Here is a 16621-nt window from a genome sequence, read left to right on the forward strand (position 1 = left end):
CCCACTTGCACTGTTACCCGTACAAGAAGCGCTGGCGAACCCGCGTGAACTCCAGTTGGTATGCCGTAGCGGAGCCCGGTCGGGTCGTAGCAGTCGGCGTAGGCGAGTGACATGGCCGGCCGCCGCTCAGCCGGCGATCGCGGTGGGGAAGTCGGTCAGGTACGGCTCACGTGCCTTGACCCGACCGCGCGCGGTGCGGGCCGTCGACTCCGACGCGCCCAACCCCACCGCGGCCATCGCCTGCGTCATGCGGGCGGTGCTGGGCTGGGTGAAGTCGGTGCCGTACAGGGCCCGCACCAACTGATCGACCCGGTTCGTGTAGACCACCGGCGTGCACAGGTCGACGGCCGTCGACGACGCGGCGACGGGGGCCGCTTCCACGTCGACGGGCGTCGAAGCTTCCTCGATCTCTGGCATGAGCGCCGGGAGCTCGGGAAGCGGCTCCGTCCTGCCCGCAGGCTCGACCGTGGGTGTGGCCGTCGGGCGGTCGACGCTCACGATGACGGGCGTCGACGGTGCTTCGACGCCCGGCGGCGGGGCGTTGACGCCCGTCACCGCGCGGCTCGCAAGGTAGGCATGCACCTGCCGCATCAGCGCCCCGAACGCCAGCAACGCGGCCACCGGAGGCACCGCGGCCACCACGTAGTTCAGGGCGCCCGCGTCCTGGCCGACCCCGGCCACGTTCAGGCCGATGGAGGCTCCGTCGCCTGCGGTGACCAGGCCGATTGCCCACCAGTCGACCCGGTGGGCGAGCGAGGCACGCAGGATCAACAGTTCACCGATGACGATGAACAGATCCACCGTGGCGGGCCACGCCCACGAGCGGGCCACGGCTGCGGCCATGCCGTGCGCGGCGGCGACTTCCTGCAAGTGCTCGTACGACAGCCAGAACGCCACCGCGGTGAGTACCACCGTCAGCACGCTCGCCAGGGCGGTGATCGCGCGCTCCACGCCGACGGGCGTCAACGGCGCGTCGACGCCCGTCGACCGTACTTCGACGCTGGCCGCGGCGCTCATGCCGCACCCGCTTCCACCGTCACCGGGACGGCGATGTCGCCGTAGCCGATCAGCTCCAGTTCGGCGCCCGCGTAGGCGGCCGTCGAGCGCAGGACGCGCGTCCGGCCGTCACCCTGCTCGCGGTAGGTCACCGCGTCCGGGTCGGCCCCGAGGGCCTCCCGCCACATCTCGAAGCCGGGCAGGTCGTCGTAGAACGACAACTCCAGCCGCTCCGGGTAGATGGTGGACACGTGCACGTCCGGTGCCGGCAGGTGCCCGAAGTCGGCGGCCAGCATGCGCAGAGCACGCAGCGGCACGGCCACATCATCCAGCGTCAGGTTCTCGCTCACGCCGCCACCGCCATAACCGCAACGTGGCGCCGAACCGGCCGGCGCGTCGACGACGTCCGGCGCGGCCGGCGAGCCGCGGCCCGCACGTCCTTCAAGGGGCTGGTCCGCAGCAAAGTCTCCGCGTACGCCGCGGCCTCCCGGTCCGACTCCCGCAGCTCCGCGAGCACCTCGCGCGCCACGGCCAGCCGTACCACCCGCTCCTCCGCGGACTCCACGGCCGGACCGGTGAACAACTCCAGGTCGATGCCGAACGCCAGCTCCGCGAACTCCACTGCGGTAACGGCTTCATGACCAGCAACGATGCACTTCATGGGTCGTGTTCCTCTCAGGTGGGAACGGCCCGAAACAGCGGCCCCGGTGTTCGAGCACCGGGGCCGCGCGCCGTTGTAGAACCGGGGGATCCGGCTCCCTGCAACCCCGCCCGTTCTGCGCCGCGCAGTACGCGGAACCGGACGGGCGGAGGAGGCAACCGGCCGCAGCGCGATCCGCTGCGAGGCCAGCAAGATGCAGACCGGAAGTAGTTCAGGCGCCGCCGGCCGGTCCATCACGGCGGCGCCTGGGTATGTCGTCGGTTCACACCGACCTCCCGCAGAGAGCAGGGATACGGCTTCACCGGTGTGCCATTGCCACGGAGCACCGGTCCCGAGCCGGGAACATCGGGTGCGTCATCGTCACTGCTCTGACGCCAGCAGGGCGGCCTGCACAAATCCGTGCAGGGTGGCGTGCCGCCGACGACATCACCCGGTCGCCGCGGGGGCGGTCTCACTCTTGCCGCCACGTGCGTTGGGGCCCCGCTGCACTTCCCCACACCCGAAAACCGGGTGGCGCCTGCCTGGCGCTTAGGGGAGAGACGACGTTCATCGCGGCGGTTTGCCCCCGGACCCTCGCCCTAGGCACCTACCGCGACCGCCGACTCGCGTCAGCCCCGCACGATCACTGTTCAGTTCTTCGCAGCGCGTGCTCCGGGCCGTGCATCCGGGCGCTGTTCGTGCAGGTCAAGCAGGTCGTTCAAGCGCTCCACCCCTTTCGGGGTGAGCCACTTTCTCAACTCTGCCTCAGAGTGCACTGTGAGGCAGAGTCCGTCAAGTCCCCTCACGGAACAAGGGGCGTGGGACGCTGGTTCTAGCTCTGCGACTTGGGCACTATGAGGCAGAGACCGAGACGAGACTTGGGGTGTAGATGGTCGAGTGGACCGGCAAGTTCGCCTATCAGCAGGTGGCCGATGACCTGCGGCGACGCATCGCAGATGGCGAGTTCGCCGGCACCGGACAGCTCCCCTCGCTGGCGCAGCTTCAGAAGACGTACGAGGTCACAGTGACCGTCGCTCGCGCCGCCATCCGGCAGTTGACGACGGATGGCCTCGCTGTGAGCCACCAGGGCAAGGGCGCCTTCCTGACGCCGGACGCCGGCCGCGCCGCGCAGCTCGCCGATCCGGTCGGGACCGTGGCCGAACTGCGCGCGGAAGTCGAGCAACTGCGGAACGAAGTAGGGGAGCTTCGCCAACGCGTCGCGACCCTGGAAGGAAGCTGACCTTCCAGCAAGCCGGGGTTGGGCCTGGACAGCCGCGGCGCGGGGCATCTGAACCTCCTCGTTCGGTGTGAGCACAAGTTCACCGCCGCGGCGCGAAAACTGGTATCACGTCCCGCTACCTGAGAAAGTCCAAGCGGTTTTATACATCCGCTTACACAGGCGCTATCACGAATTTCCATAGGCCTAGTCGAGCCGCTACACTCGCGGTTCCGACTAGCTATCTAGGAGGGGCAGATGGCTCGGAAGCACCCAGATTGGAAGCCCGATCTCCTGCGAATGCATCGCGAGGAAATAGGGCTCACCTTGGAAGATACGGGGGAGAAGCTTCGCGAAATCGCGGGGCGTCACGGCTTCAACATTGCCGCGAACTTCCAGACGATTTGGGGCCACGAAAAGGGTTCGGTGTATCCCGGTCCGCATTACCGTCGGGCGTACTGCCGTCTCTATCGTCGCAACGAAGCTCAACTCGGCTTCCGTAAAGCCCTGCCCGGAGAGGATGCCCCTGTGGAATCCGTACCGGCGCCCGCTTCCGCTGAGCGAAAGCTCCCCGACCAGCCGGACGCAGTACGTAAAGCGCTGAGCAGCATCCGTGAAGGATCCGACGATGTGGACAGTGAAGCTCTGCGCAATCGTATAGTCGACGCATGGCGTCGCCACACCGCAGGGGTAAATGCCGAAGGCCCGACCGTGGTCCTGGTCGGGGGTTACGCCGGGTCAGGGAAGTCGGAGTTCGCAAAGTTCCTCGGAGGGCTCACCGGGTGGCCGATCCTCGACAAGGACTCGCTAACGCGTCCACTGGTGGACCAACTATTGGTTTCATTGGGCGGAGAGGCGCACGACCGAAGTTCTGAACTCTACCGCGAAAAGGTCCGGCCGCTGGAATATCGGTGCCTCATGGAAGCCGCATGGGACAACCTGAATTGCGGGATTTCTGCGATCCTCGATGCTCCGTTCATAACTGAATTCTCCCAAGCTGAATGGATGCAGCGCTTCCAGAATCGTTGCCGATCCAAGCGTGTTTCCGTCGCAACCATATGGGTTGAGTGCGACCTCGAATCGATGCGCGAGTACATCGAATTCCGGGGTGCCGCGCGCGATGCCTGGAAGATGGCAGCATGGGAGGAATACGCCTCGGGACTCAACCTGAAGATGCGGCCGGAGGGCCCGCATTTCGTTGTCGACAACCGGCTTGGCGCCGCCGTGGCCCTGGTCGACGAAGCCCGTGACGTGCTGAGTGGCGGCGGGCTATGAGTCCTTCCGGAGTCATCCTCTACGGCCCCCCAGGGGCCGGAAAGGACACGATTACAGCCGAGCTATCACGCCTGCGGCCGGAGTTCACGCTCTTCCAGCGGCTCAAAGCGGGCCCCGGGCGAACCACGGGCTACCGACTGGCCACAGCGCAGCACATCGAGGAACTGACGCGGGCCGGAGAGGTTCTGTATCGAAATAGCCGGTATGACGCCCAATACGCCATCGACCGAGGTGAGGTCTCCGCGCTTGTCGACGCCGGACGCATTCCCGTCCTCCACATGGGCCAGGTTGCCGGGGCTCGCGCCGTCGCCACCTTCCCCATCAACTGGGTGCGCGTTCTGTTGTGGTGCCCCGAAGAAACCACGCGTCAACGCTGCCAGGTACGCGGGGACAAGGATCTGGACGCCCGACTCAAGGTCTGGCACGAGACCCGACAGGATCTCGTGGACCATGCGGCAGAGCCCTGGTCGCTCGTCCTCAGAACCGACCAGGTCAGCGCAGCTCAGGCAGCACAGGCAATCGACGATGCCCGATTGGCTTGCGCGCCCGCTGAACGGCGCGACGTCCGTAGGCTGGTCGGATGACCGTCGTCGGGGTCCTTCATCCGGGCAGCATGGGCGCGGCCGTGGCAGCGCAGGCCAGCCGCAATGGGGCCGAGGTTCTGTGGTTGCCGACCGGACGCAGCTCCGCGACCAAGGAGCGGGCTCAGAGGTATGGGCTAACGGCTGTGAGCGACCTCGGAGAGCTGACGGAGCGAGCCGACATCATCCTCAGTATCTGCCCACCGGCGCACGCGGCGGACGTCGCGGCCGAGGTCTCGGCTCACCTGTTCACAGGCGTCTATGTGGACGGCAACGCCATCTCTCCCGCCAGCATGGCGCGTGTCTGCTCCATCGTGGCACCGACCGGGGCGACCGTCGTCGACGGCTCTGTCATCGGCTCGCCCCCGTCCGCTTCTAAGTCCGCTCGCCTGTATGTGTCCGGCCCGGCTGACGCACTAACGCCCGTGGCGTCGCTCTTCGCGGACTCAGCGGTGAAGGTTTACCAACTGACGGGCGGCGTCGGCCGTGCCTCCGCGCTGAAGCTGTCGTACAGCAGCTATCAGAAGGCCAGCCGCGTACTAGCCGCGGTCTCGTACGCCCTCGCCCATGACTACGGAGTAGAGGAGGAACTGCTCGACATCGCCCAGAGCCGCACCACCAGCTACCTCGCTGAGACGGCCTACATCCCGAAGGTGGCCGCGCGGTCGTGGCGCTGGGGGCCGGAGATGCGAGAGGCGGCGTCCGCCCTCCGAGACGTCGGGCTTCCTCCTGACCTAGCGGAGGCATCGGCCGTGGTCATGAGTCGGTGGGACGACCTCAAGGATTCGTCCTTGGACGTCCCTCAGGCTCTCGAACACCTCCACAGCACCCCGGACGACGAGCCTGGCTAGGCTGCCGCCGCCCGCATTGCCTCGATGGTCTCTGCGACGCCTCGCACCACGATGTCGGGCTCACGGAGGCCATCGGTCCATTCACGGCCGTTGGCGACCCACGCCGTTCGCAGTCCCGCAGCGCGGCCCCCTTCCATGTCCGTCTCGGGGTTGTCCCCTACCATCCACCCTCCGGCGCTCAGCCGGGTACCGCACAGTGCAGCGGCCACTTCGAAGTGAGCGCGCGCTGGTTTCCGGGCGCCGACCTCCTCCGAAACACAGATCCCGTCGAAGAGTGAAGTCAGCCCGGTCGCGGCGAGCTTGGCGCGCTGGATGTCTCCCGCGCCGTTCGTCGCGATACCGAGAGTCCACCCTGTACCGCGCAGCTCTTCGAGGCTGTCCCGAACCTTCGGCCAGCAGCGCACCGACTGGGCGATGCCATCGACGTATTCGTGCCAGAGGTCGCCCGGGTTGTCGCTGAGCCCCAGTGCCTCCCGCAGGTGTACGAAGTCTGCGGGGTAGGCCCGCTCCCGGAGCCGATCACAGATGACGGACTCCGCCTCTCGGGGCAGGCGCCTCGAGCGCACAAAGGCGCGGGACCAATCCTCAAGGCTCTCACGCCGATCGATCAGGGTGTTATCGAGGTCGAAAAGTGCCAGCACACAGCGAAGCTACGCGACGGGCCGTCCGTCACGCACTCCCCACCGGGGCCGCTTGTAACCGACGCGCGTCGTAACCCGGCCGGCGGATCGCCGACAGCCAGGCTGCCGGACGTTCCGGATCACAACGCCGACGCGCTTTCCCTACGTCATCAAGGCCCGCGCACGGCGCGGGCGCGCGCCGCCTCTGCGGCGCGGCCTGCCTCCTGTCTCCGCCCCGGCTGGCCGCGCCCGGCGGCGCGCTACGTGCAGCGGGCAGAAGTGGGAAAACCCTCTGTAGCTGGGGCGGTCGGCTCCACGACTTTAGGACTGCCCGACTCGCCATGAGCTTACGAGGCCATGATCACTCGCCTCAAAGCAGCTCCCGCCCAAAGCCGCTCCGCCGCCCTCGGCGACCTTTCCACCCCAGCACAGCCAAGCTAGGATCATCTTTTATGGGGAACCGGGAGAGCTCGAACAATCAGCCGGATGTACCAAGCCCCCTTAGAGGCATCCCAAAAGATCGAAAAAACACCGCCCCCGGAACACGGGCGCGCTTCGAATACCAAGACGAATGCATTGCTCTATTCATACTAGATCACCTCTCAGACGATCTAGAGGGAGTGCTCATTGAGCACTCTACAGATGTAATCACCCTCCCCATATCCGGACTTCCCGAACTCGTCTCCATTAAGCATCGAGAAGCGAATCGATCAGGAGATTCCTCATGGAGCTGGTCGGCACTCAGAAAAGACAGCGTCCTTAAGGATCTCTACGATGCCTGGTGCGCGGCAGGACGGACCTGCACAGTCGCATTCTGGAGCAATGCCGGATTCTCCGGAACTGGACATGAAATTTGGCGCGTCTGCACGGGAGAAGCCAGCCCGACCAGCACCCTAATTGCCAAGCTAGCAAGCGCCCTCGGGGCAATCGCTTCCGACAGCGAGGAATTCCTTCGGCATCTCAATTTGCCAGCCACACCACTTCCCCGCCGCAACGAGATCAGCGATGTCGGGATCCGGAGAACCGCAAGTTATCTGGAAATGAACGGCCGTAACACCAAGTTCGCCGAGAATAGCTATAAGGCTCTGGTTAGATCGATTGGCGAGACAGGTACCCAACTACCGCAATCGCGAAGCGGTACTTCCAGATCCATGAGCCCGACGATTCGGGATGACATAATAAACCGACCCGACTTCGAAGGGTACTTGTCCGCAGATACACTACGAAACATTATTCTTTTCGAATCCGACAGGCAGGCGGCATACGAATTAAATAGGGCCCCTGTTCGCTCCATTCATGAGGACTCCTTGTTCACCGGAAGGTCTCATGAGCTGGAACAAATTCGCGACCTCTTACGCCCTGGCGATGCCGAATCTGTCGCGCCTGTCGTAATTCATGGACTCGCAGGAATCGGCAAGAGTTCGCTCGCGTCTCAATTTGCAATATCCGAGCAGGACACTCTACGTCCGATCTTCGTGGACGGCAGCACTAAAGCAGGACTGCTTGAGTCTCTTGCCGTGGTATCTGGAGTTCCCGCGAGTACCTCAATGAGTGGCGATTTTGGCGCCTCCAGTACAGAAACTCCTCCGCTAATCGAGTCATCGGCCACTCTTCTAATTATCGACGGAGTGACGGACCCAAGCATAGTTCGAGGTGTTATACCAAGAAAATCACTGACTCGAATAATCATCACTAGCACAGCACATCATATCGACGAGGGCTTCCAATACGTTGCCCTAGGGGCGTGGACGGAAGAGGAATCGAAGTCCTTCGTCGCGAAGTCACTGCCGCCGGAACTCGCAGACAACGTCAGCGAACTCTTAGAGCATCTTGCCGGCCATCCTTTGGCCCTCAGCCAAGCGGTCAATTATTGCAATAGTTCACGCATTTTACTCAGCGAATACATCGTCCGGCTAGAGTCCCAATCACTAGAACTTCTGAGCCTAGGTGAAGCGAGCAGGCACCCCATCAGCGTAGCCAAGGCAATCCTCCTTGCTTTGGCAGCAGTTGACGAGGCAGGAGGTCAGGCAGGCAGCCTAATTCGCACTCTTTCATTCCTCAGCGCCGAACCGATCCCCGTATCATTCTTTGCCCAAGAACCCATCCGCCCATGGGTAACAAACGGGCATCAAAAGTTGCGGATCAAAAGATTCCCATGGCAAAAAACCAAGCTTCCCGAATGGGGAGGGTGCGCAGATGATGAATCCGGCTGGAATTCCAGAATTGCCCTCTGGGATAATTTGCAACGGGATGAAGCGGTCACATCACTCTGTAAGTATGCGCTATGCAGAATCGATGACGGACACCTGGTAGTGCACCCTCTGGTCCAGCTAATCATCAGAGCAGCTACAAAGGACAAAGTTCCCTGGATCGAATCCGCGATCGGTGTACTAACCGGGGCGCTAATGCCTGCGGAGGAGGAAACCAGGTCCGAGGGCATTCCAATGTACCGCTACACAGGCCACACTAGGTCGGCGGTCCGATTCGCATTGATAGAGGATCTTACTGGCCCGGCAGTGATTTTCACAGCCGTCTCCGTTTGCGAGGAGCTACTCACCCTCGGAGATATCGACGGGGCAGTAAACCTAGCTACTGAAATTCATCAAGTAGGCAGAAGGCTCATACCTCAAGGGTTCGTCACTGCGACCACCTTCTTCAGGATATCGCAGACACTGGGTAGCGCACTCGCATACCAGGGCGCCCGTGAAGAAGCAATCGACGTCGCGATGGAAAACATCTCCATTGTGTTGCACCACTATCCAGACGACCTAACGTCCAAGATGTACGCGTACACGGACCTAGGACGAATAGCCTGCCGCCTGCACGATAGCGGCCTTGCAGAGATGGCGCTCAACAGGATCCCGGATCCAACTTCAGAGGAGGATCCGCAGATCGCAGAGGTCCAAATATGGACCCGCCTAATGACGGCTCACATCAAATTTGGAATTCTTCTCCTTCTAAACAGAGACGAAGAGGCGTCGCAGGTCAACCTGTGGTGCCTACGGAAGATCACCGAGAGGCAGCTCAGTGAGGATCGAAATTCGATCTCAGCCGCTATATACAGTGACGCTGCCGCCCTTGCGCTCCATCGCAACAATACGGGAGATCGTCTTCAACACCAGAAGGCAGTTGTGGAGCAACTGGCAAATAGCGTGACCCACAGCGTGGTCTACATGGAGAACGTACTCGAACTGGCCGACTCGTACCTAGACGAAGCGAACGTCGCGGAGGCAACTCCTCTCCTTGGAGAAGTGGAGCGTTTCCTCGCTACAATACCTAGCGGAAGCGATCTACTGAATTCCAAATACCTCTCCTGCCGTGGACGAATACTACTTCTTTCGTGTCAGCCTGGCGACAAATCGTTGTATCGAGCGAGGCAAGACATGATGCAAGCCATCCAGATAATGGACAGGATTCCTAACGCCGCGCCGCTACCGGCGACTCTCTTACATTTGGCTCGGACGTATTCCCTGATGGGGGATGAACAACAGGCTCTCGAAATTGCAAACAGGGCACTCCAGATAGACCTCGATCGGTATGGCCCTGACCACAGCGAGACTCGGATGGACGAACAGATTATTTCCTTTCTTCCCCTCGAAGCTATGGTGGCACGAAGGTTCATGCGCATAAACCGGAGACCTTAGCCTCAAAGGGGCCCGCCGTGTAATCCGCATACGGGCGATGTTTGGCCAGGACGCCCAGAACCCAGCCGGCCTCCGACTCCGTGTCCGTGGACAGGTTGCCTGTACCAGGGCGGTTACACATCGGCTGGCCAGGAGAAACGCAGGCATCTGAAAGACTCTCCGGAGTCGTTGTTGTAACTTCGTCGCAAACTGGGCAGACATGACGACATGTCAAGTTCTTGGCCAGTTGTGGCAGCTGCCCTCGGTGGCGCGTCGATCACCGCCAGCTTCGCCTACGTCACGGCTGCAGCCACGGCGAAGCGACAGCAGCGCGGCCAGCAGAGAGACGCACGGCGTCATACCTATGTGGAAGTACTTCATGCGGCGAACGAAGTTGCCCGAATACTGTACGGCATTACCGATTTTTCCATGAATGACACCCGCGAAACCGCGGCCATAGTTCTTCAGGCAAGGCTCACCGCGGACTCACGCCAACTACTTTTGGCCCTTAATGATTTAGAAAGGGTGTCCCTTCTTCTTCAACTTGAAGGACCGCAAGACGTCTTCCGTGCTGGCGATGCCTTGGTAAAGGAAATATCCGATTGGCATCGACATGTCGAGCAGTGGGCTAGCAACGCTCAAGGGGATCCCGCAAAGCTTCCGGGGGGTATACCTAGCTACCATGCCCCGTACGTTGCGAAACGCCGAGACCACTTCATAGCCTCGGCTCAGGCCGTTCTAAGCGCTGGGCTGTGACCCGCAGGCCAAGTACGTACGAGCTCCCGCAGCCAGGAAGATACGGCTGGTGCTTGTCGAATGCGTGTCGAAGGATGTTCTGCTTGCCAGGCGAGTAATGACAAGCTTGCAGGTCAGGAGCTGCAGCAACCCAAACCAGCCCTGCGCCTTCTAAACGCCTGCCCCTGCCAGCAGTCGCAGCGGTCGTGTCCCGCGTTGTGGTGTAGGCGATCAAGCGTTGCGGGTTCCGGTACGAGGCAGCTGACGATCTCCGCAGACGCGGTAGTCCACGAGGCGCCCTGCTGAGGCGAGTTGACCACCCGGCCCCAGCGGAGCCACCGCCCCCGACCTGCGGATTCCGCTGCTGTGATCGGCTACACCACTCGGCGGGGCGCCATCGTCGCAGCCACTCGACAGTCATGACCCCGCCTAGTGCGAGATCACCCGAACACAGTGCTAGCTGCTGAACAGCGCACGATACTGAGCGCAGCTGAGGGAGAGGGGCTATCGGCGATGTTGCGACGGTGGGCACAGCGGCGTTACGACAAAGCTCAGGCGGAGTACTGGCAGAGTATTGAGCCCGTGCTTGAACCTGGAGAACGGAAGATTGCCAGTGTGCCCGCACGGAACCTGTGGGACGGTCCTCAGGATGGAGTCCTCTTCCTCACGGACCGGACCATCTACTGGGGTGCTTGGCTGGGACAGGGCAGACAGACCAGCCCCATGTTCGCGCAGGACCTTCGAGAGTGTCCAAGTGCGCACATCGGCGAGCAGGGCACGTTGGACATAGCAGTGAGTGGCGAGCAGGTTGGAGCGTTCGCCTCGTTTGTGCCAGCCCCGAGCGCCCAGTGGGGCTTCACTGAGTTCTGCAAGAGCTTCGGCCAAGCCATGGAGGACAGCAGAAAGCTGCCGCCAGCCGCGGAAACACCTTCTAGCGATGCTCGATGAGTGTCTAACTGCGTGACAACGCCGACGGACAGCAGCGGACGAGCGCACACACCTGTGGACCATCACAGCAAGTGAGAGCCTCACGACTCAAGGTCAGACCCCCGCCCAAGTTGCTTCGGGACGAAGGGGTCCTGACGGCAACCTCTGACGGCAACGTCGGCAGACTGCATCGGCCTTGGGCACCTCCCGGGACACTCACCATGGTTCGTCGCCAGCTCCGCACCCAGGAAGGAGGTTCAGTTGATCGAACTCCTAAAGCGGGTGTCGCAGGTTCGAATCCTGCCGGGGGCACAGAGAGAAGGGCCAGCTCAGGAGGATTCACCTCCCAGGCTGGCCCTTCACCGTTTCAGGCGCCGTGCCACACGCGTGCCACTACGTCCGTGCTGAGCCCTTGTCGCCGTTGTCCGAGGGGTCTCCCCCGCCGTCGCGGATCATCACGCCGAGGCGGTCAGCAATGGCCCGATCACGGTCACTGGTCATGTGCTGATAGATCAGCGCGGCCCGCGAGCTGCTGTGGCCCATCCGCGTCAGCAGCTGCCGGGTGCTGGCCCCGGCCGTGGAGGCCAGCGTGTTGCCCGTATGCCTCAGATCGTGGAAGTGCAGCTCGGCCGTGACGCCCGCATCCTTCCGCGCCTTGACCCAGTCGTCGCGGAAGTTACTCCGCCGCAGCTGCCCACCCTGCGGCCCGACGAACACGTGACCGTCCTGTCCAGCAGCGGCGTAGTGCTCCAGGTGGAGCGTAATCGCGTCGACCAGCTCACCGGGGAAGGAGACCGTGCGCACCCCCGCAGCCGACTTGGGCGCCTTGTCGAAGAGCCGCCCGTCCTGCAACTCGGCTTGCGCCTGGCGGACCACGACCAGGCGGCCGGCCGGGTCGATGTCCTTGCGACGCAGCGCGGCCAACTCGCCGAAGCGGAGAGTCGTGAACGCGGCCAGGAGAACTAGCAGCCGGTAGCGCGGGGCCATGGCATCGGCCACGCCGAAGACCTCCGCCACCGACAACACGGGCCGCTCAGGCACGTCGTAGCTGTCCGCGCTACAGCAACCTCCTTGGCCACCAGCGCCCTGCGGTGGCCGCCAACACCTCCTTCACCAGGTCCGCAGACCTCAGCGACCATCGTGCCCGTAGTTCGCATCGAGGGGCACACCGCGACACCTCCGCTCGGGCCGCCTCTGGGCCGTACGGGGGTGCTCAGCGACGACCAACGCTGACAACCACCGACAGCTAAGTCGCAGGTCGCAGCGTTGATCGTTACACGGCCGCAGGTCAGAGACCCGGCCCTTCACTTCCAGCGGAGCTGATCTCGCGGCGGTACACGGCCAGCCGTAAGGTCGGCGCGTGACAAGCGAGCGTGCAGGCACAGGTTCTCCTGACTGGGCCTACAACTGGGCAGAGGGGTACGGGCCTGCTCGGGATGGACCAGCCAGGGGAAATCGACGCGGCCTTTGACCGCGGGGAGCCGCACGTCTGAGTGGCCGTGATCGGCCTTGCCCTCAATCACTCCGATCCCGTGGCCATCCTTCCCCGGATCGCCCACGCTCTCCGCTCGGACTCGGAAGAACTGCGCCCCGATCTCTCGCCCCATGGCAGCTCCTGCCCAAAGCCGCTACACCGACCAGACATCCGGATCGTCCACAAGGTCAACCATGCGCGACTACAAAACCCGGTCTGAACACTCCGAGGCGATGCTCATCCTCGCCAGATGAGGAACTCGTGCGTTATCGCGATCAGGGCACGTGCCGCACGACTGGGCGTGCGCTCGGACGGAACGGCCAGGGAAAACGGCCAGTCCAGGTCGGCGTCGTCGATGGTCAGCGTGGCGACGTCCTCCGCCTTGGCGAGGGCAGGCCGTGGCAATAGCGCCACGCCCAGGCCGTTGCGGACGTAGGCCACGCCGGTGGGGACGTCGGTGATCTCGAGGGCGACGCGCCGGGTCACGGAGGCGGCAGCGAAGGCCTGATCGGCAACGGTCCGGATGCCATAGCTCACGGGGAAGTCGACGAAGTCCAGGCCGGCCAGTTCGGTGATCGGCACGGTGCGACGTTTCGCGAGCGGATGGTCGGCAGGCACGACGAGGTCGAGCACCGAGGTGACGAGGTCGGTCAGCGTGATGCCCGTCGGGTGCGGTCCGGGCAGGGAGACGAAGGCGAGGTCGAGCCGCCGTTCGAGGAGGGCGTCGATCAGGCCCTGGGAGCCGGAGGCGGCGGCGCTGGTCTGCAGGAGCACACCGGGATGACGCCGGTGGAATTCACTGAGGAGCGCAGGAAAGTCGATGAGCCCCACCGTGGTCATCGTTCCCAGCCGCAGGGTGCCGCGCACTCCTCCGCGGACCTCGGCCACCGCGTCTGCGGCTTCCCGGGCGGCGTCGAGAGCGGCATGGGCGCGCGGGAGCAGGGCAGCACCGGCATCGGTGAGCAGCACGCGTTTGGTGGTGCGTTCCAGCAGCGGCGTGCCAAGTTCTCGCTCGAGGTTCTTGATCGTGGTGGAGACCGCGGACTGGACGACGTGCAGCCGTGCGGCGGCACGGGTGAAGTTCGCTTCCTCGGCGACCGCGACGAAGTGCTCGAGCTGGCGCAGTTCCACCCTCCCAGTATCCGCCAGAGAGCCCCCCACTTATCTCTCAGTGAGATAAGTGCAGTCTCTGACTTTCGTTGGACAGCGACCATTGCGGTCAACGATTCTCTTCATCGGAGGAACTGCTCGAAGCAGGAATGCTTGCTGGCGGGCACATCAAAACTGGAGGACAAGCGCAAGGTGACCGCCACGATCAACAGGCTGGTCGCCGAGGCGCTCGATATCCCCCTGACGACAGGAACGAGGAGACGACTGCCATGACCACACCGAACGAGCCCACCGGCAAGCTGAAGAATCAGGCGCCGCACCTGGACTACTACCCAGAGTGGCTCGACAATCTCGCCGACGACGTCATCCTCCAGGGCAATTTCGCCAACGGTGAAGTGACCGGCAAGGAAAAGGTAGGGAAGCTACTGAGCTTCGCTCGAAGCAACTACGCTTTCCAGGACTTCCGTTTCTTCGGCAAGCGCGGCGATCTCTTCCTGGAGGACTACCGCTCCACCATCCGTGGCAGCGAGACCTACCGTCCGGGTGGAATCGAGATTTACAACTTCGTCGTCGTGTACTTCAACGAGGCGGGCGAGACCAGTCAGCTGGTCATGAACCACCGGCCACAGTCAGCCGCCCTGCTGTTCTCGTCCTTGCTGGCGGAGCACTTCGGTGACGAGTTCGGCTCGGACCTCTTCTACAAGGGCGATGTCAGCGACCGACTGCTCGACCACGACCTCTCCCGCGGTCAGTGGCCCCCGTCGCAGTCCCACTGACTTGCGACGGTATCCGTCAGCCGACCGAGCTCAGGCAGACGTCTGAACCGCCCCGGGTTCAGACTCGCCGGATGCCGACCGCGACTGAACGGATTCCTACTCATTTCTGCCGCAATATGGAGGAAACGTGTCGCGCAATCAGGAAATCGTGGATGCTTGCTGGCGGGCATATTCCGGATTCGAGGAGAACGATTCCTCGGACCTGGTGGCCCTGATGTCGCCCGAGGTGATTTTCAACTTCCCAGCTTCCCTGCCTTATGGCGGGACATTCCATGGGCCTGAAGGGTTTCTCGCCTTCTACCGGGATATCTACGATCACTACTACGAGACCTTCAACTACGACGCACACACGGTGCTCGATGCCGGGTCGCACGTAATCGTTCCCGTCAGGGCGCGGGCGAAGGCGAAGACCGGCCGCACCATGGAGAACGAACACTGTCTGCTGTTCACCGTGAACGACGGGCTGATCACCGAGGCCCGGCTGTACGCGGACACCGCCAAGGGGCGCGACTCGATCGACGGCCTCCCGGTGTACCCGTCGGCGGCCTCCTGAGGAACCGGCGCAGCGGGCGTTCGCGGCACGCTGCATCATCGTCCGCAGCCGGCAGTCTTTCCGGGGCCTGCTCGAATCATCGGGCAGGCCCCGGCAGCGCCGCGAGGCCACGGATCTGGGCCGCCGGCATCCGGGCTTCGGCGAGTCCGCGAGGGTCCGGGATGAGCGAGGATGAGCGGGCGGGCACGGTCTTCCATCGTGGTGATCAGGGACTCGACACCTCATGATCACCGGAGGTCGTGCCTGCCTCCGTGTCAGCCCGAGGCGACCACTCCGCCGATCCGCCTGCTCGCGCGGAGCCGTCTCCCGGTACAGCAGCGAAGTACCGCAACCCAGCAGCCGCCCCGAACGGTAGCGTCCCTTCGGGGCCGTGAAGCGACCGGAATGACCGTCGCTGACCGATCCGGCTAGAGAGCTACGGATCAGAAGGCCTCGTGCCACAACCGTGCCAGATCGGGCGGGGAGCCACGGGGAACAGCGGCCACCAACGGGTACGGACGCCGTAACCCACCTGCCCGGCGGAACGGCAGGCCAGCCAGCATCTAGCCCCACCTCGCTCCTAAAGCGGTGATTTCACAGAGCCGAGCTCGGCAGTATCTGCTCATCTCACGGGGTTCCAGCGCTGGGAGGACGAGACGAAAGACCTACTGTATTGCGCTGATATCCTCGCCCAGCTATTCCAAGGTCGTGACGAATGGCGGCATGGAATCCGTCACGCGATATCCGGTACCTCTTATATGCCTTTTCCCACTCCGCTGCGTCCACGTCAATCAATCCGCGTGCGTAGTCACTCAGTTGCCACAAGGCCGAGCGAAACGCATGTGCAGCCCTGCCGACATGCTCATCTCCGAGCATCTGCACCGTTTCGTATGCGAGTGCCAGGCGCCTATCAGATTCAGCGATCTCTTTCATCCCGTCTTCAATAGAAACGGGAGGGGGGCCTTCGAGGAGATTTCTTGTCGTAGCGAGCGAACGCGCAGCCCCAACCTGATACGGACTCCGCCCAGGCACTCCCCCATTCCTCGCGGTCCTCGTCCTGCTGGGCGCGGTGCCGCATGAAGGCCTGGACCGTGTCGGAGTCCAGCGCGATGGTCCGCGCGCCGGGGTCAGTCTTGGGGTCGTCCTCGTACACCTCCCAGCCGTCCACCACGAGTTGCTTGGCGACGGTGATGAGACCGGCGTCCTCGTTGCAGACCTCGGGACGCGATCAGCGACGTGGTGCTTGTCGTCCAGTCGCGGCCGCA

The 16621-nt window shown here is 63.3% G+C and carries 14 protein-coding genes and 1 tRNA gene; 8 read left to right on the plus strand and 7 right to left on the minus strand.

Annotation, left to right across the window (positions count from 1 at the left end; all coding sequences use genetic code 11):
• Positions 1-126: 126 nt before the first annotated feature.
• Genes OG798_RS24570 through OG798_RS24580 form a run of 3 tightly spaced genes read right to left on the minus strand, consistent with a single transcriptional unit; the run spans position 127 to position 1657 of the window.
• Positions 127-1017 carry a DUF2637 domain-containing protein gene (locus OG798_RS24570; protein ID WP_328757676.1) on the minus strand — a complete coding sequence of 297 codons (891 nt, stop codon included), beginning with the start codon at positions 1015-1017 and terminating at the stop codon, positions 127-129.
• Positions 1014-1346 carry a hypothetical protein gene (locus OG798_RS24575; protein WP_328757677.1) on the minus strand — a complete coding sequence of 111 codons (333 nt, stop codon included), beginning with the start codon at positions 1344-1346 and terminating at the stop codon, positions 1014-1016. The genes OG798_RS24570 and OG798_RS24575 overlap by 4 nt, the downstream gene beginning before the upstream one ends.
• Entirely contained in the window at positions 1343-1657 is a 315-nt protein-coding gene (locus OG798_RS24580) for a hypothetical protein (protein WP_328757678.1), read from the minus strand. Before OG798_RS24580 ends, OG798_RS24575 begins: the two co-directional genes overlap by 4 nt.
• An 868-nt stretch (positions 1658-2525) precedes the next feature.
• On the opposite strand from OG798_RS24580, the gene OG798_RS24585 reads away from it, so the two are divergent.
• From OG798_RS24585 to OG798_RS24600, 4 genes are all read left to right on the plus strand, one after another.
• Positions 2526-2876, plus strand: a complete 351-nt coding sequence (locus tag OG798_RS24585) for a GntR family transcriptional regulator (RefSeq protein WP_328757679.1) — start codon at positions 2526-2528, stop codon at positions 2874-2876.
• A 234-nt stretch (positions 2877-3110) separates the two neighbouring features.
• Positions 3111-4127 carry an AAA family ATPase gene (locus OG798_RS24590; RefSeq protein WP_328757680.1) on the plus strand — a complete coding sequence of 339 codons (1017 nt, stop codon included), beginning with the start codon at positions 3111-3113 and terminating at the stop codon, positions 4125-4127.
• A complete protein-coding gene (locus OG798_RS56585; protein ID WP_443053834.1) occupies positions 4124-4711 on the plus strand; it encodes an AAA family ATPase in 588 nt (195 codons plus the stop codon). Before OG798_RS24590 ends, OG798_RS56585 begins: the two co-directional genes overlap by 4 nt.
• Positions 4708-5559 carry an NAD(P)-dependent oxidoreductase gene (locus OG798_RS24600; protein ID WP_328757682.1) on the plus strand — a complete coding sequence of 284 codons (852 nt, stop codon included), beginning with the start codon at positions 4708-4710 and terminating at the stop codon, positions 5557-5559. The genes OG798_RS56585 and OG798_RS24600 overlap by 4 nt, the downstream gene beginning before the upstream one ends.
• On the opposite strand, the gene OG798_RS24605 is transcribed toward OG798_RS24600, so the two are convergent.
• Positions 5556-6200, minus strand: a complete 645-nt coding sequence (locus tag OG798_RS24605) for an HAD family hydrolase (protein WP_328757683.1) — start codon at positions 6198-6200, stop codon at positions 5556-5558. The two genes, OG798_RS24600 and OG798_RS24605, sit on opposite strands and share 4 nt — an antisense overlap.
• 431 nt (positions 6201-6631) lie before the next feature.
• On the opposite strand from OG798_RS24605, the gene OG798_RS24610 reads away from it, so the two are divergent.
• Together OG798_RS24610 and OG798_RS24615 are read left to right on the plus strand one after the other, a co-directional pair.
• Positions 6632-9823, plus strand: a complete 3192-nt coding sequence (locus OG798_RS24610) for a tetratricopeptide repeat protein (protein ID WP_328757684.1) — start codon at positions 6632-6634, stop codon at positions 9821-9823.
• Positions 9824-11718: 1895 nt separating this feature from the next.
• Positions 11719-11773 (plus strand) — tRNA-OTHER (locus OG798_RS24615).
• 84 nt (positions 11774-11857) lie between these two features.
• Here OG798_RS24615 and OG798_RS24620 read toward each other — a convergent pair.
• Positions 11858-12505 (minus strand): tyrosine-type recombinase/integrase, encoded by a 648-nt coding sequence (locus OG798_RS24620; RefSeq protein WP_328757685.1) that lies wholly within the window; start codon positions 12503-12505, stop codon positions 11858-11860.
• Between the two features lie 670 nt (positions 12506-13175).
• On the minus strand, positions 13176-14069 hold the full coding sequence (locus OG798_RS24625; protein WP_095854119.1) for a LysR family transcriptional regulator: 894 nt from the start codon (positions 14067-14069) through the stop codon (positions 13176-13178).
• Positions 14070-14317: 248 nt separating this feature from the next.
• Between OG798_RS24625 and OG798_RS24630 the strand changes: the two genes are divergently transcribed.
• Both OG798_RS24630 and OG798_RS24635 read left to right on the plus strand, forming a co-directional pair.
• On the plus strand, positions 14318-14824 hold the full coding sequence (locus OG798_RS24630) for a hypothetical protein (RefSeq protein ID WP_267062118.1): 507 nt from the start codon (positions 14318-14320) through the stop codon (positions 14822-14824).
• Between the two features lie 127 nt (positions 14825-14951).
• Positions 14952-15377, plus strand: a complete 426-nt coding sequence (locus tag OG798_RS24635; protein ID WP_267062119.1) for a nuclear transport factor 2 family protein — start codon at positions 14952-14954, stop codon at positions 15375-15377.
• A 919-nt stretch (positions 15378-16296) separates the two neighbouring features.
• Here OG798_RS24635 and OG798_RS24640 read toward each other — a convergent pair.
• A complete protein-coding gene (locus tag OG798_RS24640; RefSeq protein ID WP_328757686.1) occupies positions 16297-16524 on the minus strand; it encodes a hypothetical protein in 228 nt (75 codons plus the stop codon).
• Positions 16525-16621 lie beyond the last annotated feature (97 nt).

This window comes from Streptomyces sp. NBC_00271, from assembly GCF_036178845.1.
Classification (GTDB): domain Bacteria; phylum Actinomycetota; class Actinomycetes; order Streptomycetales; family Streptomycetaceae; genus Streptomyces.